The sequence below is a fragment of the Burkholderia sp. Bp9031 genome (genome assembly GCF_003857965.1).
GTDB lineage: Bacteria > Pseudomonadota > Gammaproteobacteria > Burkholderiales > Burkholderiaceae > Burkholderia > Burkholderia ambifaria_A.
The window spans coordinates 223,240-249,391 of record NZ_QTPW01000008.1 but is presented as its reverse complement, the minus strand read 5'-3'; the positions used below and the strand labels follow the sequence as shown (position 1 = coordinate 249,391).

At 60.9% G+C, this 26,152-nt stretch carries 25 protein-coding genes; 11 read left to right on the top strand and 14 right to left on the bottom strand.

Annotation, left to right across the window (positions count from 1 at the left end; genetic code table 11):
- Positions 1–122: 122 nt before the first annotated feature.
- From DIE15_RS13925 to DIE15_RS13915, 3 genes are all read left to right on the top strand, one after another.
- The gene (locus DIE15_RS13925) at positions 123–3,602 is read left to right on the top strand and encodes a tetratricopeptide repeat protein (RefSeq protein WP_124833561.1); all 3,480 of its coding nucleotides are present in this window, start codon (positions 123–125) and stop codon (positions 3,600–3,602) included.
- 151 nt (positions 3,603–3,753) lie between these two features.
- Complete coding sequence (locus tag DIE15_RS36985; RefSeq protein WP_185734451.1) at positions 3,754–4,029, top strand: hypothetical protein; 276 nt, start codon at positions 3,754–3,756, stop codon at positions 4,027–4,029.
- A 3-nt stretch (positions 4,030–4,032) separates the two neighbouring features.
- On the top strand, positions 4,033–5,223 hold the full coding sequence (locus tag DIE15_RS13915) for a response regulator (protein ID WP_124833559.1): 1,191 nt from the start codon (positions 4,033–4,035) through the stop codon (positions 5,221–5,223).
- A gap of 499 nt (positions 5,224–5,722) precedes the next feature.
- Here DIE15_RS13915 and DIE15_RS13910 read toward each other — a convergent pair whose 3' ends face one another.
- The 9 genes from DIE15_RS13910 to DIE15_RS13870 all read right to left on the bottom strand — a co-directional run bounded on the left by DIE15_RS13910 (position 5,723) and on the right by DIE15_RS13870 (position 12,337).
- Positions 5,723–7,039: an MmgE/PrpD family protein gene (locus DIE15_RS13910; RefSeq protein WP_311771974.1), complete on the bottom strand. Its 1,317-nt coding sequence runs from the start codon at positions 7,037–7,039 to the stop codon at positions 5,723–5,725.
- 29 nt (positions 7,040–7,068) lie between these two features.
- On the bottom strand, positions 7,069–8,745 hold the full coding sequence (locus tag DIE15_RS13905) for a phage integrase family protein (RefSeq protein ID WP_124833558.1): 1,677 nt from the start codon (positions 8,743–8,745) through the stop codon (positions 7,069–7,071).
- A gap of 104 nt (positions 8,746–8,849) precedes the next feature.
- Positions 8,850–9,377: an RsbRD N-terminal domain-containing protein gene (locus DIE15_RS13900; RefSeq protein ID WP_185734449.1), complete on the bottom strand. Its 528-nt coding sequence runs from the start codon at positions 9,375–9,377 to the stop codon at positions 8,850–8,852.
- A 140-nt stretch (positions 9,378–9,517) separates the two neighbouring features.
- Positions 9,518–9,760 (bottom strand): hypothetical protein, encoded by a 243-nt coding sequence (locus DIE15_RS13895; RefSeq protein WP_085039076.1) that lies wholly within the window; start codon positions 9,758–9,760, stop codon positions 9,518–9,520.
- 234 nt (positions 9,761–9,994) lie between these two features.
- On the bottom strand, positions 9,995–10,303 hold the full coding sequence (locus tag DIE15_RS37655) for a hypothetical protein (protein WP_260428252.1): 309 nt from the start codon (positions 10,301–10,303) through the stop codon (positions 9,995–9,997).
- A gap of 207 nt (positions 10,304–10,510) precedes the next feature.
- Positions 10,511–11,074, bottom strand: a complete 564-nt coding sequence (locus tag DIE15_RS13885) for an Hsp20/alpha crystallin family protein (RefSeq protein WP_124833556.1) — start codon at positions 11,072–11,074, stop codon at positions 10,511–10,513.
- Positions 11,075–11,124: 50 nt separating this feature from the next.
- The gene (locus tag DIE15_RS13880) at positions 11,125–11,406 is read right to left on the bottom strand and encodes a DUF6566 family protein (RefSeq protein ID WP_124833555.1); all 282 of its coding nucleotides are present in this window, start codon (positions 11,404–11,406) and stop codon (positions 11,125–11,127) included.
- 67 nt (positions 11,407–11,473) lie between these two features.
- On the bottom strand, positions 11,474–11,881 hold the full coding sequence (locus tag DIE15_RS13875; RefSeq protein WP_124833554.1) for an Hsp20/alpha crystallin family protein: 408 nt from the start codon (positions 11,879–11,881) through the stop codon (positions 11,474–11,476).
- A gap of 15 nt (positions 11,882–11,896) precedes the next feature.
- Complete coding sequence (locus DIE15_RS13870) at positions 11,897–12,337, bottom strand: Hsp20/alpha crystallin family protein (protein ID WP_124833553.1); 441 nt, start codon at positions 12,335–12,337, stop codon at positions 11,897–11,899.
- 248 nt (positions 12,338–12,585) lie between these two features.
- Here DIE15_RS13870 and DIE15_RS13865 point away from each other — a divergent pair, with 248 nt between their 5' ends.
- The 8 genes from DIE15_RS13865 (at position 12,586) to DIE15_RS13825 (ending at position 20,333) form a co-directional block, all read left to right on the top strand.
- Positions 12,586–12,969 (top strand): hypothetical protein, encoded by a 384-nt coding sequence (locus DIE15_RS13865; RefSeq protein ID WP_124833552.1) that lies wholly within the window; start codon positions 12,586–12,588, stop codon positions 12,967–12,969.
- Between the two features lie 106 nt (positions 12,970–13,075).
- Complete coding sequence (locus DIE15_RS13860; RefSeq protein WP_124833551.1) at positions 13,076–13,453, top strand: hypothetical protein; 378 nt, start codon at positions 13,076–13,078, stop codon at positions 13,451–13,453.
- Positions 13,454–13,848: 395 nt separating this feature from the next.
- Positions 13,849–14,970 carry an RNA polymerase subunit sigma-28 gene (locus tag DIE15_RS13855; RefSeq protein ID WP_124833550.1) on the top strand — a complete coding sequence of 374 codons (1,122 nt, stop codon included), beginning with the start codon at positions 13,849–13,851 and terminating at the stop codon, positions 14,968–14,970.
- A gap of 340 nt (positions 14,971–15,310) precedes the next feature.
- Positions 15,311–15,613, top strand: coding sequence for a co-chaperone GroES (locus tag DIE15_RS13845; protein WP_124833548.1), 303 nt, complete (start codon positions 15,311–15,313; stop codon positions 15,611–15,613).
- A gap of 65 nt (positions 15,614–15,678) precedes the next feature.
- Positions 15,679–17,301, top strand: a complete 1,623-nt coding sequence (gene groL, locus DIE15_RS13840; RefSeq protein ID WP_124833547.1) for a chaperonin GroEL — start codon at positions 15,679–15,681, stop codon at positions 17,299–17,301.
- 85 nt (positions 17,302–17,386) lie between these two features.
- Positions 17,387–19,321 carry a molecular chaperone DnaK gene (gene dnaK, locus DIE15_RS13835; protein ID WP_124833546.1) on the top strand — a complete coding sequence of 645 codons (1,935 nt, stop codon included), beginning with the start codon at positions 17,387–17,389 and terminating at the stop codon, positions 19,319–19,321.
- Positions 19,322–19,449: 128 nt separating this feature from the next.
- On the top strand, positions 19,450–19,713 hold the full coding sequence (locus tag DIE15_RS13830; RefSeq protein WP_124833545.1) for a hypothetical protein: 264 nt from the start codon (positions 19,450–19,452) through the stop codon (positions 19,711–19,713).
- A 95-nt stretch (positions 19,714–19,808) separates the two neighbouring features.
- A complete protein-coding gene (locus tag DIE15_RS13825; protein WP_124833544.1) occupies positions 19,809–20,333 on the top strand; it encodes a hypothetical protein in 525 nt (174 codons plus the stop codon).
- Between the two features lie 389 nt (positions 20,334–20,722).
- Here the strand turns inward: DIE15_RS13825 and tnpC are convergent, their stop codons facing one another.
- The 5 genes from tnpC to DIE15_RS13800 form a co-directional block, all read right to left on the bottom strand.
- Entirely contained in the window at positions 20,723–21,088 is a 366-nt protein-coding gene (tnpC, locus tag DIE15_RS13820) for a Tn3 family transposase post-transcriptional regulator TnpC (RefSeq protein ID WP_124833543.1), read from the bottom strand.
- Positions 21,085–24,081 carry a Tn3 family transposase gene (locus tag DIE15_RS13815; RefSeq protein WP_124833542.1) on the bottom strand — a complete coding sequence of 999 codons (2,997 nt, stop codon included), beginning with the start codon at positions 24,079–24,081 and terminating at the stop codon, positions 21,085–21,087. The genes tnpC and DIE15_RS13815 overlap by 4 nt, the downstream gene beginning before the upstream one ends.
- Positions 24,082–24,186: 105 nt before the next feature.
- The gene (locus tag DIE15_RS13810) at positions 24,187–24,375 is read right to left on the bottom strand and encodes a hypothetical protein (protein ID WP_260428251.1); all 189 of its coding nucleotides are present in this window, start codon (positions 24,373–24,375) and stop codon (positions 24,187–24,189) included.
- Positions 24,372–25,280 carry a polysaccharide deacetylase gene (locus tag DIE15_RS13805; RefSeq protein WP_124833541.1) on the bottom strand — a complete coding sequence of 303 codons (909 nt, stop codon included), beginning with the start codon at positions 25,278–25,280 and terminating at the stop codon, positions 24,372–24,374. Before DIE15_RS13805 ends, DIE15_RS13810 begins: the two co-directional genes overlap by 4 nt.
- Complete coding sequence (locus DIE15_RS13800; protein ID WP_057926899.1) at positions 25,277–26,149, bottom strand: polysaccharide deacetylase; 873 nt, start codon at positions 26,147–26,149, stop codon at positions 25,277–25,279. The genes DIE15_RS13805 and DIE15_RS13800 overlap by 4 nt, the downstream gene beginning before the upstream one ends.
- Positions 26,150–26,152: the final 3 nt, after the last annotated feature.

Below are 26,152 nucleotides of genomic sequence, written 5' to 3'. Positions count from 1 at the left end.
GGCACATTGAGGTTAAAACCCATCCTGACGGTAGCTTTTGGTGCCGCGTTGGTCGGGTGCGGTGAACCTAGACATTAAGAACTAGTGCCAAGTTCGTGCGTAAATTTACTCTTTAGGAATTGATGGTGAAGTCTGGTCGAGAAAAAAAGAGAAAGCAGTCAAACCTCTCGAGGGCCCTCGCGTCATCAAGCGATGTGCGAATTGTGCATAATCGTTTCTTTAGTAATTTGAGTGCAGCGGAAATTCGTCGTAGTACTCCAACCCTCAAGAGACATAGACATTTTGTTGCAGCTTTGCATCCTAATCGCGGAGGGGCGTCCAAGATCTACACGCGGAACACTCCGAACAATTTATCCTTAGAGAAGTGCATCGCTTGGTGTTTAGGGTTGCTTGAGGCACACAAAGCAGAGTTGCAGTATTTTCTTGATGAGCAAGGGCAACTTTTAGGGCAGATTCTTGCGGAGGACTATGCTGCTGCGTTGCACACCGTCGATTCTATCGAGGAAAAGGTCGGCCTGAGCTCGTGGGGCGTTTCCTTGCACGGGACGCTTCTCTCTCTCATCGACGCAGATGCACGCCGTGGCTATCTTTCAAAGGTTATATCTGAGTCTGCAGACAACGGATTTTTTAAGGCTCTCGCATTTAATCTGACTAGTCGATTTGACGATCCGGAGACGTTGCAATCGGAGAGTCGGTTCTTCGAGATGAAGATAAAGCGCAGCTTTGTCGGTGTCATGTTGCATTTTCTGATGTACAAGTTGGTACCGTTCAATGTCGAATTCGAATACGATTTCGAGAAAATATTAGAAATAGAAAAAGAGTCTTCAGCCGTTGACGTATTTCAGTGTCTTGTCGATTTTCTCGTCAATCACCTCCATGACGAAGATGATACAACGGTAGCGCTGTGCAAGCGTGTATTGGTCGACTTGAGGAGAAATCTGCAACATTCGTCATTAGACAATTTGGCCGTGGCATGGGGAGTACTCGAGCCACCAACGATCACGGCAGCGGCTATCGAAATTGTCGATTTATATACTGCCGGTGACTATGAGACGGTTTGTCGACGCATGGTGGAAGAGGAAGCGCTGATAGAGCACTTTGGCCTGGTGGAGATTTGGGCGAAAGCACTTTCGCGGTTAGACACTGACGTATGCCCGTCAGCCGGCCTTTCGCACATTCTGCTTCCATTGAGGGATGTGCTGACGAAATCCTCTCAGTACGAAAAATCTAGAGCAATGTTGCTCGCCTATTGCCACGCCTTGGGTATGTTCACGTGGTTTCGCGAACTTCGCTACCTACTCGAGAGGGAGACGCGTTTCTACGATGCCGTAACAAACGAACAGCTAAGACAGACCTCATTGTTGCTGTCTTCACTTACCACTCCCGCAAAAGCTGAAGTTCTCGCACGCAGGGGATATATTGATATCGATACCCTGCGGTTTTTGGTGACAGAGGACTCGGTGACCGCTAGGCTATTCAACAGGATGCGATCGTCCATCGATGCTGAGCCAACCAGCACGGAAATGATCGGAATTGACGATACACGTCAGCTTAAGTTTAGGGCTTTATGGAACTTGGCTCGGCATCGCTATGCAGCGGCGATTCCACTGCTGGAAGCCTTGCTCCGTTCAGACGATGTTCGTGTCGCGCAAGATGCGAGTAGGGCGCTCATTGAGGCCTATCGATCGACGGGCGCGATTGAGAAAGCTGCGGACGTATATGTCGACGCTGTTCTGCAAAATGCCAATCTGCTCAGTGCGTTCGATAGCTCCGGTCTGGCTAAGGCGTGTAGCGAGATCATAAAGGACAGTCGGTCAATTTCAATCCCAATCGTATTTAGTATTCACTCTCGGTACATCGGAGACGAGTACGATGCAGCACTGAAATACAGCTTTGAACGTTTCTTGGTGAACAATGAGAAGCCCAATCCGATCGATATAGCAAATTCGGAAAGATTCACGTCGGTGAAGATGGATTATTTCCTTCGCCATGTATGTACCCCAGAAGTGATGAAGCTGTATTTGTATTTCGATACGCCCAAAGACATTGAGATGTGTCGCGTCGAAGTGTGTAAATTGTTACTGGAGCGCTACGAAGGCGATGAGGAGTTAATCTTTGAAGTCAAGGATCGCACGCGCAGATTGGTACTGAGAGAAGCTGTCAATCACGTGCAGGGAAGTAGAATTTTTTCAGACGCAAATCTGCTGACAGGTTCACCGTCAGTTGCGTTCAAAACACTGTTTGAGCGATTCTCTGTCATTCGGACACAGGATTTTTCCGGTTTTGAAGATGAGTTGGCGCTTAGCAAGTTTCTCAAGTTGATGAAGGAAGACGAGCTTTTGTTTCGGAACGCTCACACAATCCACGTTCAGGATATAGTTCTGAACGAAAAAAATAGCGTTTTTATGAAGTTGATCAAGCTTGCCCGTGATCAGTTTGCATTTGGCGAGCGGGGGATTAACGTTTACCTAAGTACGCGCATTCGGCATGGGCATTTTCCGAACACTATCAGAAAGCCTCTGCTCGACAATTTCCTGCTGGCATCCAAAGCTACCGACACGGCTGGATACAAGATGAGCCGTGATTGGCAGGATAGAGTGAATCCAAAAGCGAGCGCTGTAGGTGTACTTGAGCAAGCCATTGTGGAGTTCAGTATCAAACTGAACGAACTAGTGGACGAGGTGAACGATAACTGGCTCAGAATATTTACCATCGATCAGGATATATCTGGTCTGGGTAAGGACGGCGAGGCTACGAAGTCGTTGTTCAATTATTCGGTGACCGCAGTTGAGGCGTACTCTCTGCAGAGCGAGTTGGGTCAAAAGGCGATTTACACCGATTTTGTATCAGTTGCAATGAGATGGTTGTGGGAGCGCACGGAAGGTAACCTGATCGAAATACGTAGAAAGATCGACGAGGAAATGAGGGAAAAGGCAATTTCAATGCTTGAAGAATTGGAGAGGCACGCGATTCACAATTGTGGAATAGAGAATCTCGGTGATTTTCCTGACGCCTTGGCTCGAGCCAGAGTTGGTCTCATGCAGGCATTTGATACCGTTTTAGGCTGGTTCACGCGTGCCAGAGGTACCAACATCCTGAGTTTTGACCTCGATATTCCGGTTCAGATCGCAAAAATGTCTGTTGATCTACAGGTGAATTTTGGTGATGCCAGTGGTCTTTGCTGGAGGGGGGCATTTCTGAATCCTTTCGTCGATGTCCTTTACATTCTTTTCGAGAACGCAGTCTCAAAGTCTGGCTTGCCTCGAGATGACGTAATGGTCAAGGTAGAGGCAAAGATTCTACACGATACGGTTGTCATTTCAGTTGAAAACAATTGCTCGGTAGTTGCCGACGTAAGCGCAGAGAATGCTAGGCTTGAGCGCTATCGCGATCCGGCCAATTCGCAGACTCCAGTGAATGTAGCGCAAGGCGAAGGTGGATCTGGTTTCTTCAAATTGTGGCGTTTGTTCGACAAAGATTTGAACGTCCGGCATGTAGTCAAGCTTGGATACGTAAGCGAAGATCGTTTTTTGGTAGAAATCGAGATTCCTTTAATTGAATGCGAAAAAGTGTGTGTAGACAATGAAAATTCTGTTGGTTGAGGACGAAGAGTCAAAGCGACGAGCGATATCCGAGCACGTCAGAACATGCATCAGTGCGCCTCTTGACATAGTGGAGTGTGAATCGCTACGAGGTGGGCTAAGGGAGATTATTTCAGGCCAATCGTTTGACCTCATACTGCTGGATATGAGCATGCCAGTTGATGCGTCCGATAGCGCGTCGACGTTCGAGGAACACGAGGGCTTCGCTGGGAAGGAACTTCTTGCTCAAATGAAGCTACGCGACATCAGCATGCCCGTCGTTGTAATAACGCAATACAAAGCATTTGCAAAGGGCACCGTCGACCTTCGTGAGCTAACGGCGGAATGTGCGCGTGAATTTCCTGGAATTTTCCAAGGCGCAATTTACTACAGTACTTCCGTGGAGAGCTGGAAGCGTGAGCTATTTGAAATAATAAACAGGATTTAAATCATGCTAGTCCTTGTTGTCGATGATCAATACGATGGTAAAGCTAAGCTCCTAGCCAACGTGGTAAAGGGCATGGCTAACACTGAGTTGGCTCATGTGTCAAGCGCTCGTGATGCGCTCAAATTCATGAAAAGCCGACGCGTCGATTTGCTTGTCCTCGATCTTCAGATTCCATCTGAACTGGGCATGGATGTGGACGTGGCTGGCGGTAAGCAGCTTCTCGAATATTTGGAACTTAAGGATGACGTCTTAAAACCAGGGCGAGTTATAGGGCTGACCTCACATAAGGATTCTTACGTGCAGTGCAAAGATTTCTTCGGCTCGCGCGGTTGGGCACTTCTGCTCGACCCGGCAGAAGATGAATTGGAAACATTGTTAGCCGCCCAATTGATGGGAACTGCATCGGATAATCCCGCGTTTGATGTCGCCATTATCACGGCATTGGAACATACCGAGTTAGAAGCTGTGCTTGCGCTCCCATACGAGTGGAGGGCGACAAGATTTAATGATGACATAAGCTCATATCACATCGGCACGATCACGCTCAAAGATGGGCGAAAGAAGTCGGTCATTGCGGCAAGTTCGCCGCGTATGGGAATGGCTGCGACTGCGGCGCTCGCCACCAAAATGTGTCTAAAGTTCAAGCCCGCTTTCTTATCGATGACCGGTGTGGCTGCCGCTGTGAGCGGAGAGGCCGAACTGGGCGACATACTTGTCGCGGATCCATCATGGGATTGGGGTAGTGGGAAATTGACTGTTAGGAAGGGGAAACCAGTATTCTTGAGTGATCCCGCCCAGATGACTTTGGATCCTGAGGTAGCGGCCAAAATTCGCACATTAGCGGTGTCCCGTGAATATTTGAACGAAATCTACGCAAATTTTAAAGGCAAGCGTCCAGCTCACGACCTGACCGTTAGAGTTGGACCTGTCGCCACCGGGGCCGTGGTGCTTGAGGATCCAGTGACTGTTGAACTTATTCGGTCACAAAATCGAAAGACGATTGGTATTGAGATGGAGGCCTATGGCGTAATGAGCGCTGCGTTCTATATGGGACCGAATCGTCCGGTTGCGCTGGTTTTGAAATCAGTTTGTGACTTCGCTGATCCCACAAAAAATAACGAATGGCAACCGTATGCTGCATATACGAGTGCTCAGTATCTTCACCGACTGCTCATTGGACATTTGTTCAACTGACGCGGATGCTTGAATGGTGAGCTTGAGTGCGATCTCACCACGTCGGAAGCCCGCAGGCGTTGACCCAACTCAATCGCAAGTCTGACTAGGCGTTCACGGGCGAGTTGCGTGGCATCCCTCGCGGGCTCAGCTTGCCTATACATTGGAGATCATCGCCAGATGCTCATTGACGTTGACGGTTCTTTGCCCGGGCAGCAGTCAGCCCGAGTCGCTCAGCCGCTCGCCATGGCCTCAGCTTGCCGTCCGCCACGTCCTGTATGACCTTGAATCTGTCCAGCTCGCGCATCGTCATCGTGATCGTCCCAGTCGCGTTCATCGCCGGCGCTCCTTGAAGGGGCTGGCGATCAACCTACACACCAAAAACACGACATTTTTATTTAGCGGAAACGCGGCATCTGAACTTGGGATCTACACGTATGTAAAAAATTGATCATACATATTATGTAAAATTATGTTCGTACTCCGGCATACACAGTCTCCGCGGCAACACCCGCACCATTCAACACATCGTCGCTCCATCTCCACGACCTCCCGCATCCCCCACAAGCAGCTCATTCAACACGCGCGCGTCCACTTGCCGCTCCAGCGCCAGGCACGTGTCGCTCAACGCTTCGGCCCGTGCTCGCTCGAGCGTCATACCCGCCAGCGCACGAAACTTCGCCAACAGTGCTGCATCGGACAGCGGATTGCGCGGGTCGCCGAGCGCGATCGGCACGTGACACGATTCCCACCGTCCGTCCGCGCGATACAGGATCACCGTCGGCTCGTCGAGATCGCGTAACGCGGGATCGATCTCGATCGCGATGCGCGCAAGCAGCGCCGTGATGCGCGAATCGGTGCGCCTGTCATCCCGATAAACACCGATCCCCGTGTCGCCGTACGCAAAGGCCGCCGCAACCGCGTACGGCAGGCTCATCTGCGCCGACGACAGCGTCGACAGGTCGCGGCCGCCGCACATCCGGGCAACGAACGCACTCGCCCGCACGATCACCCGTTCGATTTCATCGGCCTCGAACGTGCGGCCGTCCGCAAGCTGCAACGCCGCGTCAACCGCCGCATGCGCGCTGCGGCACGACGCGTGCGGCTTGATCGAGCAGCGCATCATCTTCCAGTGCGCACCGAGGCCGTCGGTCAATGCGTCGGGCGCATGCGATTGAGCGGCGAACGTGTTGAAGAAACCGCCCCATACATCGTCGAATACTCTTGCCGGGCCGCTTACGCCTTCGCGTGCCAGCAGCGCCGCGAGCACGCCGCCTTCCGCCGCACGCCCGGCATGCAGCCGCTTCGTTTGCGATCCGTCGTGGATGAATCCCCACAGGCCACCAGAGAAACTCGCCGCATGGCCGAGCGCGTCGCGCGTGCGCGCGGCATCGAGTCCGAGCACGCGTGCGCTTGCCGCTGCCGCGCCGAACACGCCGCAACTGAGCGTCGAGTGCCAGCCCGCACCGTTGTGGGCCGAGTAGCCGCCGGCCGCTTCCAGCACGCGTCGGCCGACGTCGTAGCCGAGTGCGATCGCCGCCACGCACTCCCGACCTGTCACAGGACGGTCCGTGCACGACAGCGCGGCGAGCACGGCCGGCAGCACGACCGCGCCCGAATGATCGCAACCGCCGGCATCGTCGAGCTCGAGCGCGTGCGCGGCGATCCCGTTGACGAACGCCGCGTCGCGTGCCCCTGCCCTGCACCGCGTGCCCCACAGCGACGCGCCGCCGCGCGCGACGGCACCGGTCAGCGCACGTGCGCTGCGCGTCTCGACGGGGGGCGAACAAGGTAAGCGTAAATTCCTATCATAAGCGCGATAGTCATGAAAACCGATGGGCTCATGAGGAAATTCGTATAAACGGCCTACTGCTTGAAGTCCCGTGCCGCAAACGCCTGATCGAACTGCCGGGCGCGCTGCACTTCGTCGCTGTGCAGATAGGTTGACGTCGTCGAGATCGACGCATGGCGCAGATTGTCACGCACCATGATCAGCTCGGCGCCCCGCGCCAGCGCATGCGACGCGTGTGTGTGCCGCATCCAGTGCGGGCTCGCCCGGCGCAGCTTCTCGGCCGTCCCGGGCCGCTCGTTCTGAATCGCATCGGCCACCAGCACGAAGAACCGCCTCAGCACGCGCCAGAGCCGCGTGCTTTCGATGCTGGCGTCCCCCTCGAGGCTAGCCACAAGCGGCGTCGCCGGATTCCAGCGCGCGGGGGTGACTGCTAGCCCCCGCTGCACGAGATACTGGTCGAGCGCCGTCCGGGCCAGCGGCGGCAGCGCGACCTTGCCCTGCTTGCCACCCTTGCCGAGCACGTGCAGCCAGTGATCGCCGTGTTCGTCCCGGCGGATGTCGGCGAGCGTCGCGCCAACCAGCTCGCTGGCGCGCAGGCCCGTCGCATAGCCGAAGTCCAGCAGAAACCGCAGGCGCTGGGCGGCCGGCACGCTCCAGCCATAGGACCATTCGAGGCCGTTGGCAACGGTGCGGATCAGCAACCACTCGCCCTCGGAGAAGCCACGCGACACGTCCAGTCCCGCGCGCGGCGCGTGGCTCTTGACCTTGACGCCGGCGAACGGATTCGCAAGGACATAGCGCTGCTCGACGAGCCATCGGAACAGCGCGGACAGGACATTCAGTGCGTATGCCGCTGATCGGGGCGACAGCGCGCCGATGAACGGCCGCCATTCGACACTGTGCCGCGGCCGCGACGGCCCGACCCAGCGCTCGCGCGGCGTGGGCCGGCGCAGGAATGCCCGGTACGCGATCGCGTCGTCAGTGGTGAGCGACGACAGCGCACGGCCCCGCTCGACGATCGCCCACAAGATCAGGCGCTCCGCTTCCTTGCGGTAGGCGCGCTGCGTGACGGCAGATTCGTGCAGCGACAGCCAGGACTGAATCGCCTCGTAGTCGTTGGGTGCATTGAGCAGGCAGGCGGCCCGCGGTGCGCGGAACTGTCCGTGCGAGCCGTCGACTTCGTGCGGCAAACGCAACTGCTCCCACGGCACGATGTCCCCGGCCGGTGCCGCGACGATCAGCGCCCGCGCCCGTTCGGTCAGCGCCGGATGGGCAGCAAAGAACGCCTCAACGCGGCGCGCACTGGCGACGCCGAGACCTGCAATCGCCGTCCACCAGCGGCGCCGGCGAGGAATCCGCACGGTCAGCTCGGCCAGCGTCCGGATGCCATGCGCCCGCAGCGCGGCCACCGCGCGTGCCGGCAACCATTGGTCAATCTCGTCGGCGATGTGCGGCACGGGTGCTGGCAGGCTGCGCAACGTCTCGATCGCGCGCGCAACGGTGTCGGCCGACGCGGCGGACCGCTCGCCGAAGGCTTCGGCCAGATCGACCCGGTGACGGCTCGTCGCGAACGCGACCAGCGCGCGCCGGATGCGGCCGAGCACCCCGCGCGCGGAGACCCCGGGCGGCTTGCGCTCGCCCAGATAGCGCGCCACGGCCGCGCGCGCGTCGAGCCCGGCATACCAGGCACGCAGCGCGGCCAGTTCGGCATCGTCAGGAAAGGTGATGGGTTCGGTCTCACGCGTTTTCATGATTGCCAGTTTAGACGAGAAACAAGCATGGACAGATAATGTGCGTTATCTGTCCAGCACTGCCCATGCTGCTTACGCTTTCTTTGTGAATACGGGATATCGTTTCAGTCCGGTAGGTACACGCCGACGCGACGCCGATTCTCAGCAGCCACTGTCGGGATCGTCAACGCGGGGCGTCTTGCGGCGGCATGCGTGGCAGCGAGGCGGTGAAGATTGAGCTCAAGTCCGGCAGCATAACGTTCGACCGCTTCGCTGAGTGTTTGGTCGACCGCCTCGTCCAAACGCACCAGTTCGGTGAGCCGGCGCGGATCTTCGTTCGGATCGATGCTCAGCCAGCGACGCGCCACGCTGGTACGTAATGCCCGGTATTCCGTTATTACGTCGTTGAGGGAAAAGCCTTGCGCGGGGTGGTCGTCTGCGTGTCGCCGAGCCTCTCGAGTAACGTTCGATGCATTGAGCGGACGCTCGCCCCGGCCTTTTGCAATCTGCTGGGCGTCGCTCTGCGCGTCCCTTATATCCCGTGCAAGGGCTTTCAGAAATCGCCGGGCCGAAGCATCCAGCGCCCTCGCGGACAGCGTCGTCGCCCCAAGCCGCTGCGCCTGATCAACCCAATCAATCGCTAGCGTTTCCACATTGGCGTCGATAAAATCCGCTCCTTCTTGAGAGCGCCCCTACACCCGCCATAGGGTGCGCCGAATAGTGCCAACGTGTTGCAGGCATAAATTCCGCAGGTGTCCACCTCGCGTCCGGCCCGCGGTTTCCGGCCGGAACGCTAGATCCGTCGGACATACCGCTCTGAAACGACTGAGCGTTGCTGGATCCATGCAACGGCAAGCTCCAGCGCTTCATCGCGTGCCTCCTGGGCGTTGGCGAAGTCCCCATCGACGCCGAGCGTGCGTGTTTCGCCGGCCCGGTCGGTGACGATGGCCGCTGCTGCATAGCGGCCCTTTCCGGTGGCGGTTACCACCGGCCGGACCTCGCAGCCGTGATACTCCATGACGTTGTCCGTTTGCATATGACACCTCCTGAAGAGCGTTGCGCCCGAAGCGAGCCCGGCGATGCGGGATTTTCAGTTCGACCGGGCGCGCACGGCATTCCGCATGGCACCGCGGGCCCCGCGTCACCGATAATGCGCGAGGACACTACCACGACGGCTGTCGCCGCCGCGAGGTTACCGGGACGTTCCCGTAACCTCGCGCCCGCGCGTCACGGCGGCGACGACAAGCTTGTCGTTGCGATCTACAGCCATTCAGCCTTCGCGTCCAGGCACCACGATATCCGTCGTGCGGCCACCCGGCACGGAAGAAGTCTCCGCGCTTTCCCCACCGCCGTTGCCGGCGGTCTTCCGGCTTCGGCGTGTTTTGTCGCTCGGGTGGAGCGCGTCGAGGAACGTCTTGCCCTTCTCGGTCAGGTACGCGAGGCGTGCGCCTGCGGCGCAATGTTCCAGCATTACCAGCTGGCGTTCGAGCAGCGCGTCAAGCTCGGCGCGATTCATGTCGATCTGGTCTGGCGCCTGGCGAAGCAGCATCAAGGTCGCAAATTCGTGTGGACTGAGCATTTCCGTCTCCCGTAAACCATGGTCCCGAATGCAGGGGAACGCTGCAGAAAAACGACACGTAGGGCAGGCCGCATAGGGGACGCGCTGCGATGCAGCGCTACGCCGTCACGCAAAGAAGCGCCCGCGAACCTGTGTCGTCGAGACAGCCTGCGGTGATGGCGCGTACCGTCTGGTATCCGCCCGCCACGGGATTTTTCCGTGCTTGCCCTAGCCGATATCGATCGTGCGACTCACGGTCTGCGCCGGCTCCGATTTCGGCACGGTCAACGTGAGTACACCGTTGTCAAACTTTGCCAAGGTGTGATCGGGATCGGCGTTATCCGGCATCGGGATCGTGCGCATGAAGCTTCCATGGGCGCGCTCCAGCCGGTAGCAGCCGTTTTCCTCGCTGCGCACATCCTGCCTTTTCTCTCCGCGCAGCACGATTGCCCCATCCTCGACGCTCACCTTCAGATCTTCGCGCTCCATCCCGGGCAGTTCGACCGTCACGCGTAGCACCGGCCCTTCATCGACGACGTCGATGCGCGGCTGGAAGCGCGATGAACTGAAGTCGCCAAACCATCGTTCGAGCGCGCCACGGCCCGCAAACGGGTCATGAAAGAAGTCCTCCACTGCACGCCATGGTTCACGTGAGAACAGTCGCGGAATGTCAGGCCACGAGGCCCGCCATTGCTCGCTTGCCGGCGGGCTTTCCGGGCTTTCTGCATCGGACTTGCGGGCAGCGCCGCGAAGGAACTTGAAGGGGTTCCACTTTTTTAGATCAGTGTTCATAGCGTCCTCCGATTCAGCTTCAATCTGTTATGAGCGTGGCGGCCGGCCCATCAAGTAGCGAGCGCGCCCTGAACTCCGACTGCTCCCAGCACGCCGCGATCGATCAGTTTCACTGCGTACTCGATCGCGTCGCGCTGTGCTTCGGCCGCGCTCGTCCAACGTTCGCTGAAGCACGGCAGATGCCAGTCGGCCAATACCTCACCGCTCCGTTCGATCCGCACAATAGCGATGTAGCCGTCCGGTGCGGACACGCGTGCCACGATTTGTTGCACGGGGATCGTGCGGATGTGGATCGCGTGCCCTTTCCAAGACTCCAGCGTCATATCAGGCATCGGGCTCCCTGCTCCTGTTTCGCGGCAACGGAGACGCTCGCGCTGCCGACCTGCCGCTGCTGACGCATCAGTTGGTCTTGATTTCGATGCGCCGTGGGCGTGCCTCGTCGCGGCGTGGGATTGTCAGCTTCAGCACCCCGTCCTGAAGGCTCGCCTCGATTTTTGACGTATCGAAGTCCGGTGACAGCGTGAACGTTCGGGCGAAGTGCGGTTGGCGGACCTCGGCATGCTGCAGCCGCAGATTTGCCGGCGTTGGCACCACCGCCTCGGCCTCGATCGAGAGGCTGCTGTCGTGAACTTTGACGTCCAGCTTGTCCTTCGTCACGCCGGGTAGATCTGCCCACAACGTGACACCCTGGCTGTCCTCGTATATGTCGACGGCCGGGGTGAGCGTGATTCGGCGCGTGGCCTGTTCAGTGTCGCGACGCGCTACGGCGGATTGGTCGCGTTCAGCCAGTTGGGTCGTGTCGGTCATGATCGGCTCCTCAGGTTACTGGACAGTGATGGCGCGTGGCTTGGACGACTCGCGCTTGCCGATACTGATCGACAGGCAGCCATTTTCGTAGTGCGCCTGGACCTTGTCGGGATCAGCGGTGTCGGGCAGCTCGATGACCCGCCGGAAGGTGCCGACAAAGCGCTCCTGCGCATAGGTGCGCGTCTCGCTTCCAGCCTCGGGTTGTGTCGATTTGCGTTCGCCGCTGATGGTCAGCAGGCCCTTGTCGATCGATACGTCGAGTTCGGTGGCGTTGATACCCGGGGCGAAGGCGACGATCTCGATCGACTCGTTAGTCGCACCGATGTTGATCTGAGGAAAGGCGCCGAACCGGCCGGCGCGGATGCTGGATGGGAAACCGCCGAAGAGTTGCGCCATCTGCTGCTGCAGGCGGTCGAACTCGCCGAAGAGGTCGGTTCCGAAGTAAAGATCGCTCACGATCGTATCCTCCTTGAGTGCAGCCGGAAGGCGAACGGGCCTACGCGCTCCAGTTCGCCTGCCAGACTGTTGGCAAACAAATCGAAACACGCAGCGCGCGAATTGAAGCGACCCGCGCGTCTGCCTGAGCGAAACCTAAGATAGGAACTCTGCGGAAAATTTCAAGAGGCGGCAGCAGTTTTTGCACTTGAAATTCTTGCACCGGCTCCTATCATCGCGGCGAATCGGACTGCGTTACGGAGGACCCCATGGAATTCGACACGGACTGGCTCACCCTTGGCAGGCATCGTATCCGGCTGCGCTCGACGAAGGGCTTTCCGACCGAGACGATGCGCACCGTAGCGGAGGTCGTCCGGCTCGCGATCGACAACAACATGAGCGCGCGGGCGCGACTCGTCGAGGTCGTCTGCCGGCAGGAAAAGACCTACGACGTGCTGGTCGGCACGACGATGGCGGAGGACAAGGTTTGTGCACCGCAACTTGAAGCCGCGGTTGCGGTTGTGCTGGGCCTGTTGCCTGACCAGATCAACATTACGGTCACCCCCGTCACGCAAAAGGAGGTCGATCTGCACTTTGGCGTGTACGAGCGGATGCTGTCAGAGAAGCTGGGTACGACACCGCCGATCCGCTGATCGACCGGTCCGGCGCCGCGCCGTGCGGCCGGCACCGGTTCCCGCCTCCTGCCATGCCGGCGCGGGGCGGGCATGGCGGTGCCGGTCGCGGAATGGGAGCACCATCATGAAAGTACGTTCACACGGGTTACTCGCCGCGGCGGCCCTGGCCGCGGGCACCTTCCCTGCGGCGGTGGTTGCTGTGGCGCCGCTGCCGCGGGCATTGCCGGTACAGCAGGACATTTGGATCACCGGCACGATCCAGCGGGGCAACGGGCAGTTCGCCCCGGGGGACTATACGAAGATCCAGCTGGATCGCCCGGCCGCGTCACCGTGCAGCGACAAGGTCGTGACCGACATCTTGCTCGGTCAGACCGGCACCACCGAACACTTGCTGCTGTTGCCTTATCTGAACCAGCGGGTCGCCGTGAGAGGGCGCATCACCTGCCCGGCTTCCGGGATCCAGTTTGCACCGATGCCGGACTTCGTGTTTCCAATCTACTGATCCGACGGGAGAGCTTGGAAGGCGCACGCACCACCATGCGGGGCATCCATTTTCTGCGCGACGACATCCGCGCGCTCGGGCGGCTGTCGTCGGGGTCGCACGCGATGCCCAACAGAGCGTCGAGGCCCTTGATTTTTTCGCACTGGTTTTTATATTTTGTGTTGCCAGCCCGTATTGCGATGAAGGGCAATTGGCGTATGCCCGTGGCGTCGCGTAACGAGTGTCTGGGAAACACAGCGAGCGGGCAGAGTCAGGGGCGCGAAGCGGAACGTCACCGGATACGGTGAGCCTCGCAGCGCAAGCGTCGGGCCGATGGTCCCACCGGCGATCCCCGCCCCTGAAGGAGTGACGGCCGCCTCCGACGCGGCGGCCAGCGGAAGACGTGCAGGGCTGTCATGAAAACGGCGATCAGTTACCGGAACATTTCGGAGCTTGCCCGCCCCGACCTGAAGGGCCTGATTGGCAATCTCCTCGACCGACATCTTCAGCCGCACCTGTCGCACTTCCCGGCCGAACTCATCCGGTTGCGTGCGACCCTCGAACGAAGCGGCCATCGCAGTCTCTACCGGGCAAGGCTCCGGCTCGGATTGCCGAACACCACACTCACCTGCTCAGACGAATCGCCCGAGCTCGGCAAAGCCCTCGAACTCTCCTTCGCGGAACTGGAGCGGCAGCTCGAGCACCACATCGCCCATCTGCGTCACGAGGACAATTGGCGCCGCAAGGAGCGCCGCGCCGGGTTGCGGCGACTCAAAGGCGCGGCTGCCGTTCCCGCCGGCGCCGGGCTGGCGATGTTCAGCGAGCTCGCGCGCCCGCTGCTTCCGGAACTCAAGCGCTTCGCGGAGCGCGAACTCGCCTACCGGCAGGCGCGCGGCGATCTCGCACCGGGGGATCCCGCTGTCGATGAGGTTGTCGACGAGACGCTGGCCCGCGCCTGCGAAAGACTCGCGCGGCGCCCACGCAGGTTCGAGCCGAGACAGTGGCTCTACCAGATCGTGCTCGAGGTGCTCGCCGAGGAAGTGAGCCGCCGGCAGACCGACGAGGGCCGCTGGGTTTCCCTGGAAGGCAGGCCGCCGGTTCAACTGCGCGAGCCGCGCGAAGACGATGACGAGATTCTGTTTGAATACTGGCAACCCGACGAAGTGCTGCGACTCGAGGACGTGACGCCGGCGGCCGACGGTACGCCCGAAGAGGAGTTGAGCGCAAAGGAAACGCGTCGACTCGTAACGGCGCTTCTTGCGGAGATGCCGACGTCGTGGCGCCAGGCGCTGGTGCTGTGTCGGATGGAAGCCGTGCCCCGAGCCTCCGCCGCTCAGGTACTCGGCATCAGCAAGCAGGAACTCGAGCGCAGGCTCGGGGACGCCGAAGGGTTTCTAAAGGCCCGACTCGGCGAGCTGCGCCTCACGCCGCAGGACGCCGGCGTGGCTGGAGACTACATCGTGACGGGGATGCCGCCACCGGCGTCCCGGCTGACCCGGGAGTTCGATGACGCCATGCGGGGGGATGCGCCCGCGTAGGGCTCGGCATGGAGATGAACCATGATGACACCACATTCGGACCTCGCTGACGCCGACGCGCTGCTCGACGAGGCGCTGCAGGAAACCTTTCCGGCTAGCGATCCCATTGCGTGCACGCCGGCGCCTGATGCGAGAGAGCTGCAGACGCGCCGGGCGTCGGGACGTGCAAAGAGTGCGTCTGTTGGCCCCGGCCAGGGGACCCGATCAAGCCGGGGAAGATCTGCGATCAGGCGCTCCGCGTTGACTTCGGGGACTGGCTGAGCGCCCCGCACGGAATCGCCATGAAGTCGATTCGGCATGCAACCGAATCCCCATCGTACCTGACAATACGGAGCCAACCATGAAAATCTGCCCTTTGCATGATCGGGTCGTTGTCCGGCGGCAGGAGCAGGAGCGCAGGACCGCAGCAGGCATCGTCATCCCCGACACGGCGGCCGAAAAACCCGACCACGGAGAAGTGATTGCCGTCGGCCCGGGCACGCGGCTCGAGGATGGCCGCCGTTGCGAACCGGACGTCAAGGTGGGCGACCGCGTGCTGTTCGGCAAATACGCCGGCACCCCCATCAAGGTCGAAGGCGATGAGTTGCTGGTCATGCGTGAAGCCGACCTGCTGGCGGTGGTGACCGCGGATTCTGCTCCGTGAAAACCTCGCGGCGGATCCATTGCACGGCGTTGCGTTTTGTCTGACATGTCGGGAGGAACCGGAAAATGGCAGCCAAGGACGTCAAGTTTCACGATCTCGCCCGCCACCGCATTCTGACGGGCGTCAATCTGCTTGCCGATGCGGTCAAGGTCACGCTTGGTCCGAGGGGACGCAATGTCGTGCTCGAGCGATCGTTTGGCGCACCGACGGTCACCAAGGACGGCGTGACCGTGGCGAAGGCTATCGAACTGCACGACCGGTTCGAGAACATGGGCGCGCAGATGGTCAAGCAGGTCGCCGCGAAGACCTCCGATGTCGCCGGTGATGGCACGACCACCGCCACCGTGTTGGCCCAGGTCATCGTGCGAGAAGGCATGAAGTACGTCGCCTCCGGCCTAAATCCGATGGACCTGAAGCGTGGTATCGACCAGGCCACGGCGGTCGTCGTCGACGAGCTCAAGAAGCTCTCGAGAGCCGTGACGACCAGCAAGGAAATCAGCCAGGTCGGCGCCATCTCCGCGAATGCCGATGAGGAGATTGGCCGGATCATCGCCGAAGCGATGGAAAAGGTCGGCAAGGACGGAGCGATTACCCTTGAAGAGGGGAAATCGCTGCAGAGCGAGCTGGAGGTGGTCGAAGGCATGCAGTTCGATCGCGGCTGGCTCTCGCCTTATTTCATCACCGATCCCGAGAAGCAGCTCGCCGTGCTCGAGGAACCGTACATTCTCGTGCATGACAGGAAGATCTCGAGCATTCATGACCTGCTGCCCGTGCTGGAAGCCGTCGCCAAGGCGGGCAAGCCGTTGCTGATCATCGCAGAGGACGTCGAGGGTGAGGCCCTGACCACGCTCGTGGTGAACTCGCTGCGCGGCATTCTCAAGACAGTGGCGGTGAAGGCACCGGGCTTCGGCGATCGCCGTAAGGCAATGCTGGAAGACATTGCGACGCTGACCGGCGGCATAGTGATTTCGGAGGAGACCGGCAAGCAGCTCGAGAAGGTCGCGCTGGAAGACCTCGGGCGCGCCAAGCGGGTGGAGGTTGAGAAGGAGGCCACCACGATCATCGACGGCGCGGGTGAGCGCAAGACGATCGACGGACGCATTCAGGCGATCCGGCGTCAGATTGAAGAGACGACGAGCGACTTTGACAGGGAGAAGTTGCAGGAGCGCATCGCGAAGCTGTCGGGGGGCGTCGCGGTCATCAAGGTTGGAGCGGCCACCGAAGTCGAAATGAAGGAGAGGAAGGCGCGTGTGGAGGATGCGCTGCACGCGACGCGTGCGGCCGTCGAGGAAGGTATCGTACCGGGCGGCGGCGTCGCGCTGCTGCGCGCTCGCACGGCGCTCAAGGCGCTGCGAGGTGCCAACACCGATCAGGATGCCGGCATCAGAATCGTGCTGCGCGCGCTGGAGGAACCGCTGCGCCAGATCGCGTCGAACGCGGGCGAAGAGCCTTCGGTTGTGCTGAACCGGGTGCTGGAACAGTCCGGCAACTTCGGCTGGAACGCGGCTTCCGATACCTATGGGGACTTGATGGAGATGGGCGTGGTCGATCCGACGAAAGTGACGCGTACGACCCTGCAGAATGCTGCGTCAGTCGCCGGGCTGATCCTCACCACTGACGCGGTGGTGGCGGAGTTGCCGAAGGAAGAGACCCAAGCCGCCGTACCATCACATGAGATGGAGTATTGACCGGACACGCACGGCGTACGGACACGTTGCAACAGAGCGGAATTCAAGAGGGCATTCCCCGAACCGGATCGAGCGAGTGAACACCATGGGCAAGATCATCGGCATCGACCTCGGCACCACAAACTCGTGCGTGGCGCTGATGGACGGCAATCAGGTCAAGGTGATCGAAAATTCGGAAGGCGCGCGCACCACGCCATCGATCGTCGCCTACATGGACGAGGACGAAGTGCTCGTCGGTGCGCCGGCGAAGCGCCAGGCCGTGACCAATCCAAAGAACACCCTGTTTGCCGTCAAGCGGCTGATCGGCCGCCGCTACGAGGAAAAAGAGGTGCAGAAGGACATCGGCCTGATGCCCTTCAGAATTTTCAAGGCTGACAACGGCGACGCATGGGTCGAGGCGCAGGACAAGAAGCTTGCCCCGCCGCAGGTTTCGGCGGAGGTGCTGCGCAAGATGAAGAAGACCGCCGAGGATTACCTGGGCGAACCCGTCACCGAAGCCGTCATCACGGTGCCCGCCTATTTCAATGACAGCCAGCGCCAGGCCACCAAGGACGCCGGTCGCATCGCCGGCCTTGAAGTGCGGCGGATCATCAACGAGCCGACCGCGGCGGCGCTCGCGTTCGGTCTGGACAAGAAGGAAAACCGTGACCGCAAGATCGCCGTGTTCGATCTCGGCGGCGGCACCTTTGATATCTCCATCATCGAGATCGCCGACGTGCAGGGCGAAAAGCAATTCGAAGTGCTCTCGACCAATGGCGATACGTTTCTGGGCGGTGAGGACTTCGACCAGCGCGTTATCGACTACATCATCGGCGAGTTCAGGAAAGACCAGGGTGTCGATCTGTCCAGGGACGTGCTGGCGCTACAACGCCTGAAGGAAGCCGCGGAGAAGGCCAAGATCGAACTTTCGTCGACCCAGCAGACCGAAATCAACCTGCCGTATGTCACGGCCGACGCCAGTGGGCCAAAGCATCTGACGCTGAAGCTCACGCGCGCCAAGCTCGAAGCACTGGTCGAAGATCTGATCGAGCGCACGATGGAGCCGTGCCGCGTCGCTATCAAGGATGCCGGCGTGGCGGTGGACCGGATCGATGACGTGATTCTAGTGGGTGGGATGACCCGCATGCCACGGGTGCAGGACAAGGTCAGGGCGTTCTTCGGCCGCGAGCCGCGCAAGGACGTCAACCCGGACGAAGCCGTGGCGGTGGGCGCGGCCATCCAGGGCGCGGTGCTTACAGGCGAACGCAAAGACGTGCTGCTGCTCGACGTCACCCCGCTGTCGCTCGGCGTCGAAACACAGGGCGGGGTGATGACCAGAATGATCGAGAAGAACACCACCATCCCGACCAAGTTCTCGGAGACTTTCTCCACCGCCGACGACAACCAGCCTGCCGTGACGATCAAGGTTTATCAGGGCGAGCGCGAGATGGTCACCGGCAACAAGCTGCTGGGCGAGTTCAGCCTCGAAGGCATTCCGCCTGCACCGCGTGGCGTGCCACAGATCGAGGTGACGTTCGACATCGACGCGAATGGCATCCTGCACGTGTCGGCCAAAGACAAGGCGACCGGCAAGGAAAGCCGCATCACCATCAAGGCAAATTCAGGGCTGTCCGAGGAGGAAATACAGAAGATGGTGAGGGATGCCGAGGCTCACTCCGCTGAAGATCACCGGATGCGTGAGCTGGTTGACGCGCGTAACCATGGCGATGCCCTGGTGCATAGCACGAAGAAGGCACTCACCGAGTACGGCGACAAGCTGGAGGCGGGTGAGAAGGAAAAGATCGAAGCCGCGATCAAGGAGCTTGAGGGGGCGCTCAAGGAATCCGACAAGGCCGAGATCGACGCCCGGGTGCATGCGCTCGCCACGGCCTCGCAGAAACTCGGCGAAAAGCTGTATGCCGACGTGCAGTCGCAGGCAGCCAGTGGCTCAGAAGGCTCGGCCAGTCAAGAGGCCGGTGGTGGAACAAGGGAGGAGGACGTGGTCGATGCGGAGTTCAAGGAGGTGAAGACAAAGCGGTAAGCCGCAGCAAAGTCATGCTTCGGCTCGATTCTAGGCTTGGACGAACCGATACACGGCACGGACATCTCGTAATAGTCAGTCCGCGCCGTTCGCTGTTGCGACGGACACGATTTCCATTTTTGTTGACCATGAAGCTGAACCTGACGATTGATTCCATGCCTTTGAGCATTGAGCTTGATGACGTAATCGCCGGGCTGCTGGCGGTGCGGCTGGACGCGCCTTCGGAAGGCGACGCCATGCGCGATGCGATTTCCCGTCATCTGAGCGACGTCGGCGGTCCATGGCTGCTGGATGAGGACCACATGCGCACTCGCATTCTTCGCCGTCTCATTTTGGAAATCGTCGATCCGGCGCTGGTCGTTCGCTATCTGATGATCGAGCAGCCGCAGTAGGTTGTCGTCCAATCGGGGAGCAGGCGCGCAAATTGTCGTCCAAGATGGCTCGCGCAGGCGGCACAGGGGAGCCGCTTCATTGTAAGGAGGTCGCTATGGAACTTCACATGCATTCGCACCATTTCACTCGCCGTACGCCTGACTGGCGCGCGGCCGTGATCGGCGGCTGTGTCGCTGGCGTGGTTTTCCTGGTGCTCGAACTCCTTGCCATGTGGGTCACGGGGCAGAGTCCATGGGGACCACCGCGAATGATCGCGGCAATCGCCTTGGGACGTGATGCGCTTGTCCAGCCTGCCACGTTTGACCCGGGCATCATGCTGGTGGCGCTCGTCGTCCACTTTGCGCTATCGATCATCTTCGCGCTCATTCTGGCGGTGATCATGGCGCCGTTCAGCTTCGATTCGAGCATCGGAATGGCCTCGCTGGTGGGGGCGTTATTCGGTGTCGCCGTGTACCTGGTCAACTTCTACGGCATGACCCGGTTGTTTCCGTGGTTCGCAGACGCCAGGAGCTGGATGACCCTCATTGCTCACATCGTGTTCGGTCTGGTGGCCGCAGACACCTATCTGCGTCTCGAAAGGAGGGAGTCAGACGTGAGTGGAACGAAGACAACCAGCTAACAACACGGTTCGTCTGGTCCCACGGCGGCATCAGGTACGGCGACGGCGCAGGCGGCGGCGCTGCGTGCGCGGTTATTTGCAAAGCGCTCGGCAAATTCCAGCTGCGAGCAGCGCAGGCGGCACGGCAGCCGCGCCGTCGTCTCCCGTTTCGGCTCACCGGTCACGGCAGGCGGCCCAGCTTCGGCCGCCAGCCGGGGGGCCGTCAAGAAACGGACTTTTTCGCTAAGGAATCGACTTGGCTGATTCTGTCACCTGCATCGGCCTGAAACGACCCCAGGAAGTGTGGGCACATTCTGAGAGCCACAGCAAACGCGGCTCTTACTCGCCCGAGGCGCTCGGTGTCATTTGAGTCCCGCGATCACCCCTGCAGACGTTTCGCCCACGCACACTCAATCTTCGCCGAACGCCTCGTCCGGGCACAACGCTTCGAGCGGCTCGAGGATCGTCCTCACCCGTGTGAGTTCCATGACGAATTCGTCAATCCGGTCAAGCGCGTCCAGCACCCGCTCGGGCAGTGTGCCTTCGCCTCGCGCCGGCACCGATGGTGCGCCGTTCAACACCGAGTGCGCCATGCTGTGGATCTCCAGGAGATCGTCACGTAGCCCCTCGGGGTCATGAAGTTGAGTGCGGATGCGATCGACGATATCGACGGCGGCCAGCAGGCGTGTTGTGTCGTAGCTCGATTCGAGCCGCTCGAGCGCTGCTGTGTCGACATCGCCGAAATAGGTCGTAGTGGTGGCCGGGCGTGCAGTCATGAACGGGATGCGTAGGTGCGGGCAGCTTGACCGAACAGCGGGTCCCGGATCCAGGCTTCCGGCCGACGATCCAGGTGCAGTTTGTAGTGGCCGAAGCGCCGGATGTTGTGAGTCGGATATGGGCTCAGAAACTCGATGTCTTCGGCCCGCATTTTCTCGCCGTTTGCCGCCATCTCGCGTAGCGCCTGCATCATGTCCACCGTGTTTTGCAGGATCACGGCCGACGCGACCAGGTCGTTGTAGCGTAGCCGCTTCTGCTGTTCCTCTGGCTCGTTCTCGGCGATCACGTCCCCGCCAAACGACAGCCACTTCGAGAAGCCATTGTACGACTCGATCTTGTTTGTGTTCGCGGTGACTTCCTGCCGCAGTTCGAGACTGCCGATCCACTCGAGCAGGAATACCGTGCGAACGACGTTGCCGAGCTCGCGGGCGGCCAGGTACAGCCGGTTCTTGCGGCTTTCGGAGCCGAGCCGCCGCAGCAGCAGCGGCGACGAGATCGTGCCTGCCTGAATCGACAGCGCGACCTGCATCAGCTCCTGCCAGTGCTGCTCGATCAGCGCCCAGTCGATGGTCGCCGTGAACAGCTTGTCGATGTGCTTGTACTTGGCTTTGCTGTCCGGCCGGTACAGCACGAGGTCCTTCCAGTTGCGAATTCGTGGCATCAGGTTGATGCCGAGCAGGTATGTGAACGCGAAAACGGCGGCCGACTGGCCCTGCGTGTCGGCATGAACGGTGTCCGCCTTGACCGACAGCCCAGCCTTCAGCAGGCCCTCGATCACGTAGATCGCTTCCCACACGCCCGGCGGAATGAAGTGCTGGAACACCGCGATATAGTTGTCGGCGACGTGCCGGTACGCGACCGCGCCCATTTTTCGGTAGCGGAAGTGATAGCCGGCCAGCAAGTTGTTGTCGTAGAAGTCGTACTGCGTGCCGTCGGCCGCCACGGTTTTGCCATCGCCCCAGTGTTTCGGCAGGTCCAGTCGCAGGTACAGTTCGATCAACTCGCGTTGCGCGGTCTCGAGCTTGTCCAGGCTCATATGCCGACGGTTGACGAACGACAGCATGTGCGCGGTGACATCGGAGTCGAGATGGCGGGCCGCCTGGGTCGGGCCGAGATTGCAGCCCATCGCGAAAATGGTCAACAAGTAGCGCTCGGCGGCCTTGCGAATCTGCGGATCGCTCCCGGACAACGGCCCGAAGTGCCGCGTGAAATGGGTCCAGTGCTCGATGTTCGCGAGGATGTCCAGCATGTTCCGCGTCGGCAGGCGGGCGTTCAGCCGCTCCTGCAAGGCGATCGCGCTCGCGGGGATTTCTTTGGCGACGGTCTTGCGCAAAATCGGCTCGCCATGACGGTCGATCACGACATGCTCGCGCTTGCGCGGCAATTCGGCGTCGAGCTTGTGGGAAGCGTCTGTGAGCCATTGGCGCAGATGGCGCACGAAGTGGCTGCTGGTCGTGGGCATGCCGAGCTTGTCGCAGTAGTCCGGCAACTGCTGCTCGCATTGCCGCCATGGCAACAGGTGATCGCGATAATCGGCGTATGCGTCGGAGCCCGATACGCATAGATCGCCGACCCGTAGTTCCTCGGCCATGTACGAGAACACGCAAAGCTCGAGATACCGACGATTAGTCGGAGGCCCCTCGCCGTGCGAGCGCCGCACGAGCTTGCGCCATCGCGGCGCGGCGAAGCTCATGTCGACGTCCGCACCGATCCACTCCCGATGCAGCGATTCGTTCTCCAGCACGGCATCGAGTGCATTCAGCAGCGAGCGGACCGGGCTGGTCGAATCCCATTCGAGCGTACGGACGACACGCATCATGACCGAACGGTGCGCCTTGAAGTGCTTCCAGAGCAACGGTAGATAGTTGCGGCCGCTGAACGCGCGGATCGCCGCACAACTCTCGCGCAATGGCTCCAGATCGCCTTTCGGCGCGAGCAGCTTCCTTACCGCCCGGGCGATGGCCGTCTCGTCGGATTCGTCGGCAAGGATGTCGACTACACCGTCAAGCAAACCGACGAGATCCTCGACCTGATCGCGCTGTTTGCGCTGAATTGCGTCCAGCTCGTCGCTTGCACGCTTGTGGATGGCACCCATGCGCCGTACGAACATGTCAGCAAGATCGTCGCGGGCGCGCACGCGCATGCGGTTGAGCAGCGCGACGATCAATGTGTAGCGCTTCTCGGGCAGTGTGTCGTTCCTGAGCGCCGACGCGTCGAGCGCCATCGCCTGGTTGGCGAGCGAGCGCAGCTTCGAGGCCGGAATCCCGGCGATGGCCAGTGAGAAATCGCCGAGCTCGTCGAGCCAAGAAATCTGGTCGATCAGCAGCTCCAGATGCTGGCGCGATGGGCGTTTCGCATGACGCTTGATCCGATTGTAGGCAGTTTGCCGGTTCGACAGATCGCGCGCGAGCAACCGGTCGAGCGCGAGTTTCTGTTCATCGGTCAAGCGTCGCGTGACGCGCTTGAAGAGCCGGGACTGCGCCCGGGCGTGGATCTGTTCGGTCAGACGGTCGAGCGTCGAGAACGCCGGCAGCTCGATATCGCGCGCGATCAGCTCGTCAATCGTCGCGTTGATGATGTCCACCGGCTGATCCATCGTCAGCGACGCGGTGTGCGCCGCCCGTGTCGCGATCGCGTTCGCGTCGGTGCCGTAATAGGGCTTCACGTCGAGCCACGTGCGTACCGCGGTGTAATGCCGGAAGAGCGTTGGAGACGACGCCGTGTCGTAGCCAAATTGCACGGTGTCGCCGATATCGGTGGCTGCCCGAATGTGTTCGACGACGGCGGCCGGAATGGTATCGAGTGGCGGGAAATAGTGCAGTTGCTCGAAGACCTTCAGCAGCACCAGCAGACCCAATCGCGGTCGCTCACCGCGCGTTGAGCGGCGAGCCCATTCGAGTTCGTCGGGCAGTGGGGTGTAGCAGGTTTGCAGTTCCCGGGGTGCCAGAACCTCGGGGAAGCGCGGATACGCGGTGCGTTCGAGGGTAGCCATTGCGGATCGTCCGGATCGCAGAGGGCCGCTCAGATTAGCGCAAGAAAAATCAGACGTTACTGCGCGAGATCGTAATAATCAGAGCCATCTTTATAACTATAAGGCTTATGATAGGAATTTACGCTTACCTTGTTCATACCCCTCGACGGCCGACGTGCCAGCCAGTGCGGCACCGAACGTATCGAGCACGTGCCGCGTGGTTTTCGCGACGACATCGTCAGGCACCGCGGCAGCGGGCGTCTGCGCGACGAACGTCGCGAGCCGCGTGGCGCGCGTTTCGCTATCCATCGTCATCGCGCCGACTCCTCTGCCACGCAACGTGCAAACACGTCGACCGGATGGTCCGGCTCGTTGGCGCTCACGTGCTCGCGCCACCAGCGTGCGACGTCGCGTCCGGTCGCAAACCAGACGTCACCGGCATCACGCAGGTGGGCCAGCAACGCACGCAGCAGGTCGATCCGCCCCGCCGTGCCGATGATCTCGGGATGCAGGCGCAGCACGCAGCACAGCCCGAAGCGCCGAAACCCATCGACGTCGCACCGCCAGTTATCGAGCACGTCGCGGTACGCGGCGATGCGCGGCTGACCGGCCGGCACGGGCGGCGACAGGTTGAATTCGAAGTACGGCGCGTCCTCGAGTTCGTAGTGCAGCGGCAGCTCGACGAGCCGCAGGGCGTCCGTGCGCCGGTCGCTGCGCGGATGCAGGTACGGCACATCGTCGCCGCGCCACGACGACGACCACGTGAAGCCTTCCGCCACGAGAAAGTCCGCAAAACCGTCGGCCCAGTTGCCCGTGAACGAGCGAAAGCCTTCGACGCGGCAGCCGGTGGCGTCCGCGAGCGCCGCCCGCCCGGCGCGGCACGCATCGATCTGCGCGGCAAGCGGCAGCACGTCGAAATCCTCGCAGCGAAAACCGCTCACGCCGAGCTCGTGCCCCGCGGCCGCGATCGCACGCACGGCGTCGCCATGCGTCTGCGCGACGCGGCCCGGCACGAACCAGCTCGTCGGTACGCGAAACTCGTCAAACGCCGCGAGCAGCCGGTCGACGCCGCGCGTCGCGCCGTAGCGCCATACCGACAGCGATTTTTCACGGCCGACGATACGCGGTTCGCGCGTCTGGATACCGTGAACGTCGTTGAAGTCGACCGTGATCGCGACCGCGCATCGCGCGCCGTCCGGCCAGGAACAAGATGTCTTCACATGCCGCTCCGTTGCATGGGACGCGTGCTTCGCGCGTGTTGCTCGAGCCACCAGTCGGCCACGTCGCGGCAGCGGGCGAACCACACGCCGTCGTGCGCGCGCATGTGGCCGAGCCACGCCTCCAGCAGCGCGATGCGCCCCGGCTTGCCGCAGACTTTCGGATGCAGCAGCGTCGTCAGGCACAGCCCTTCGCGGTAGACGCCATCGAATTCGCGGGTCCAGTTGTCGAGCGTCGCATCGTAGCCGGCGATCCGGTCGAGTCCGGCCGGATAGTCGGGGTTGCGGTGATACGCAAGCGACGCGTAATCGTCGGTCTCCCAGCGGCCGGGAATCTCGACGAGCGGCGGCTCGCCGTCCGCGCTGGGCAGCAGGTACGGACGGTCGTCGCCACGCATCGAGCTCGAATAGCGCACGCCCGCTTCGCGCAGCACCGCAACCGTCGCATCGCTCCAGTCGCCGGACGGCGTGCGGAACCCGACCGGCCGCACGCCGAGCGTACGTGCGAAGACGTCGGCCGACTGCGCCATGATCTCGCGCTGTCGCTCGGGCTCGAGCGTCCAGAACGCTTCGTGCCGGTAGCCGTGGTAACCGATCTCGTGGCCGCGCTCGACGATTGCCGCGCATTGCGCGGGCCAGGTCCGCGCGACCCACGCGGGCACGAAGAACGTCGCGGGCAGGCCGAACGACGCGAGCATGTCGAGCAACCGCCCGAGCGCACGCCAAGGCCCGTAGCTGCCGAGCGTGAAATACGCGGGGTTGCGCCAGATCGACCCGTTCAGCATCGCGTCGCCGGTCGGCCCGTCGAGATCGAACGCGAGCGCGACGCACGCGCGCTTCGCGTCCGGCCAGCGGGGAGCGAGGTCCGTCATCGC

Coding starts and splice junctions, on each gene's coding strand:
- DIE15_RS13925 (WP_124833561.1), top strand. CDS start 123: ATGGTGAAGTCTGGTCGAGAAAAAAAGAGAAAGCAGTCAAACCTCTCG.
- DIE15_RS36985 (WP_185734451.1), top strand. CDS start 3,754: ATGCCAGTTGATGCGTCCGATAGCGCGTCGACGTTCGAGGAACACGAG.
- DIE15_RS13915 (WP_124833559.1), top strand. CDS start 4,033: ATGCTAGTCCTTGTTGTCGATGATCAATACGATGGTAAAGCTAAGCTC.
- DIE15_RS13905 (WP_124833558.1), bottom strand. CDS start 8,745: ATGAAAACGCGTGAGACCGAACCCATCACCTTTCCTGACGATGCCGAA.
- DIE15_RS13895 (WP_085039076.1), bottom strand. CDS start 9,760: ATGCAAACGGACAACGTCATGGAGTATCACGGCTGCGAGGTCCGGCCG.
- DIE15_RS37655 (WP_260428252.1), bottom strand. CDS start 10,303: ATGCTCAGTCCACACGAATTTGCGACCTTGATGCTGCTTCGCCAGGCG.
- DIE15_RS13885 (WP_124833556.1), bottom strand. CDS start 11,074: ATGAACACTGATCTAAAAAAGTGGAACCCCTTCAAGTTCCTTCGCGGC.
- DIE15_RS13880 (WP_124833555.1), bottom strand. CDS start 11,406: ATGCCTGATATGACGCTGGAGTCTTGGAAAGGGCACGCGATCCACATC.
- DIE15_RS13875 (WP_124833554.1), bottom strand. CDS start 11,881: ATGACCGACACGACCCAACTGGCTGAACGCGACCAATCCGCCGTAGCG.
- DIE15_RS13865 (WP_124833552.1), top strand. CDS start 12,586: ATGGAATTCGACACGGACTGGCTCACCCTTGGCAGGCATCGTATCCGG.
- DIE15_RS13860 (WP_124833551.1), top strand. CDS start 13,076: ATGAAAGTACGTTCACACGGGTTACTCGCCGCGGCGGCCCTGGCCGCG.
- DIE15_RS13855 (WP_124833550.1), top strand. CDS start 13,849: ATGAAAACGGCGATCAGTTACCGGAACATTTCGGAGCTTGCCCGCCCC.
- DIE15_RS13845 (WP_124833548.1), top strand. CDS start 15,311: ATGAAAATCTGCCCTTTGCATGATCGGGTCGTTGTCCGGCGGCAGGAG.
- groL (WP_124833547.1), top strand. CDS start 15,679: ATGGCAGCCAAGGACGTCAAGTTTCACGATCTCGCCCGCCACCGCATT.
- dnaK (WP_124833546.1), top strand. CDS start 17,387: ATGGGCAAGATCATCGGCATCGACCTCGGCACCACAAACTCGTGCGTG.
- DIE15_RS13830 (WP_124833545.1), top strand. CDS start 19,450: ATGAAGCTGAACCTGACGATTGATTCCATGCCTTTGAGCATTGAGCTT.
- DIE15_RS13825 (WP_124833544.1), top strand. CDS start 19,809: ATGGAACTTCACATGCATTCGCACCATTTCACTCGCCGTACGCCTGAC.
- tnpC (WP_124833543.1), bottom strand. CDS start 21,088: ATGACTGCACGCCCGGCCACCACTACGACCTATTTCGGCGATGTCGAC.
- DIE15_RS13815 (WP_124833542.1), bottom strand. CDS start 24,081: ATGGCTACCCTCGAACGCACCGCGTATCCGCGCTTCCCCGAGGTTCTG.
- DIE15_RS13810 (WP_260428251.1), bottom strand. CDS start 24,375: ATGACGATGGATAGCGAAACGCGCGCCACGCGGCTCGCGACGTTCGTC.
- DIE15_RS13800 (WP_057926899.1), bottom strand. CDS start 26,149: ATGACGGACCTCGCTCCCCGCTGGCCGGACGCGAAGCGCGCGTGCGTC.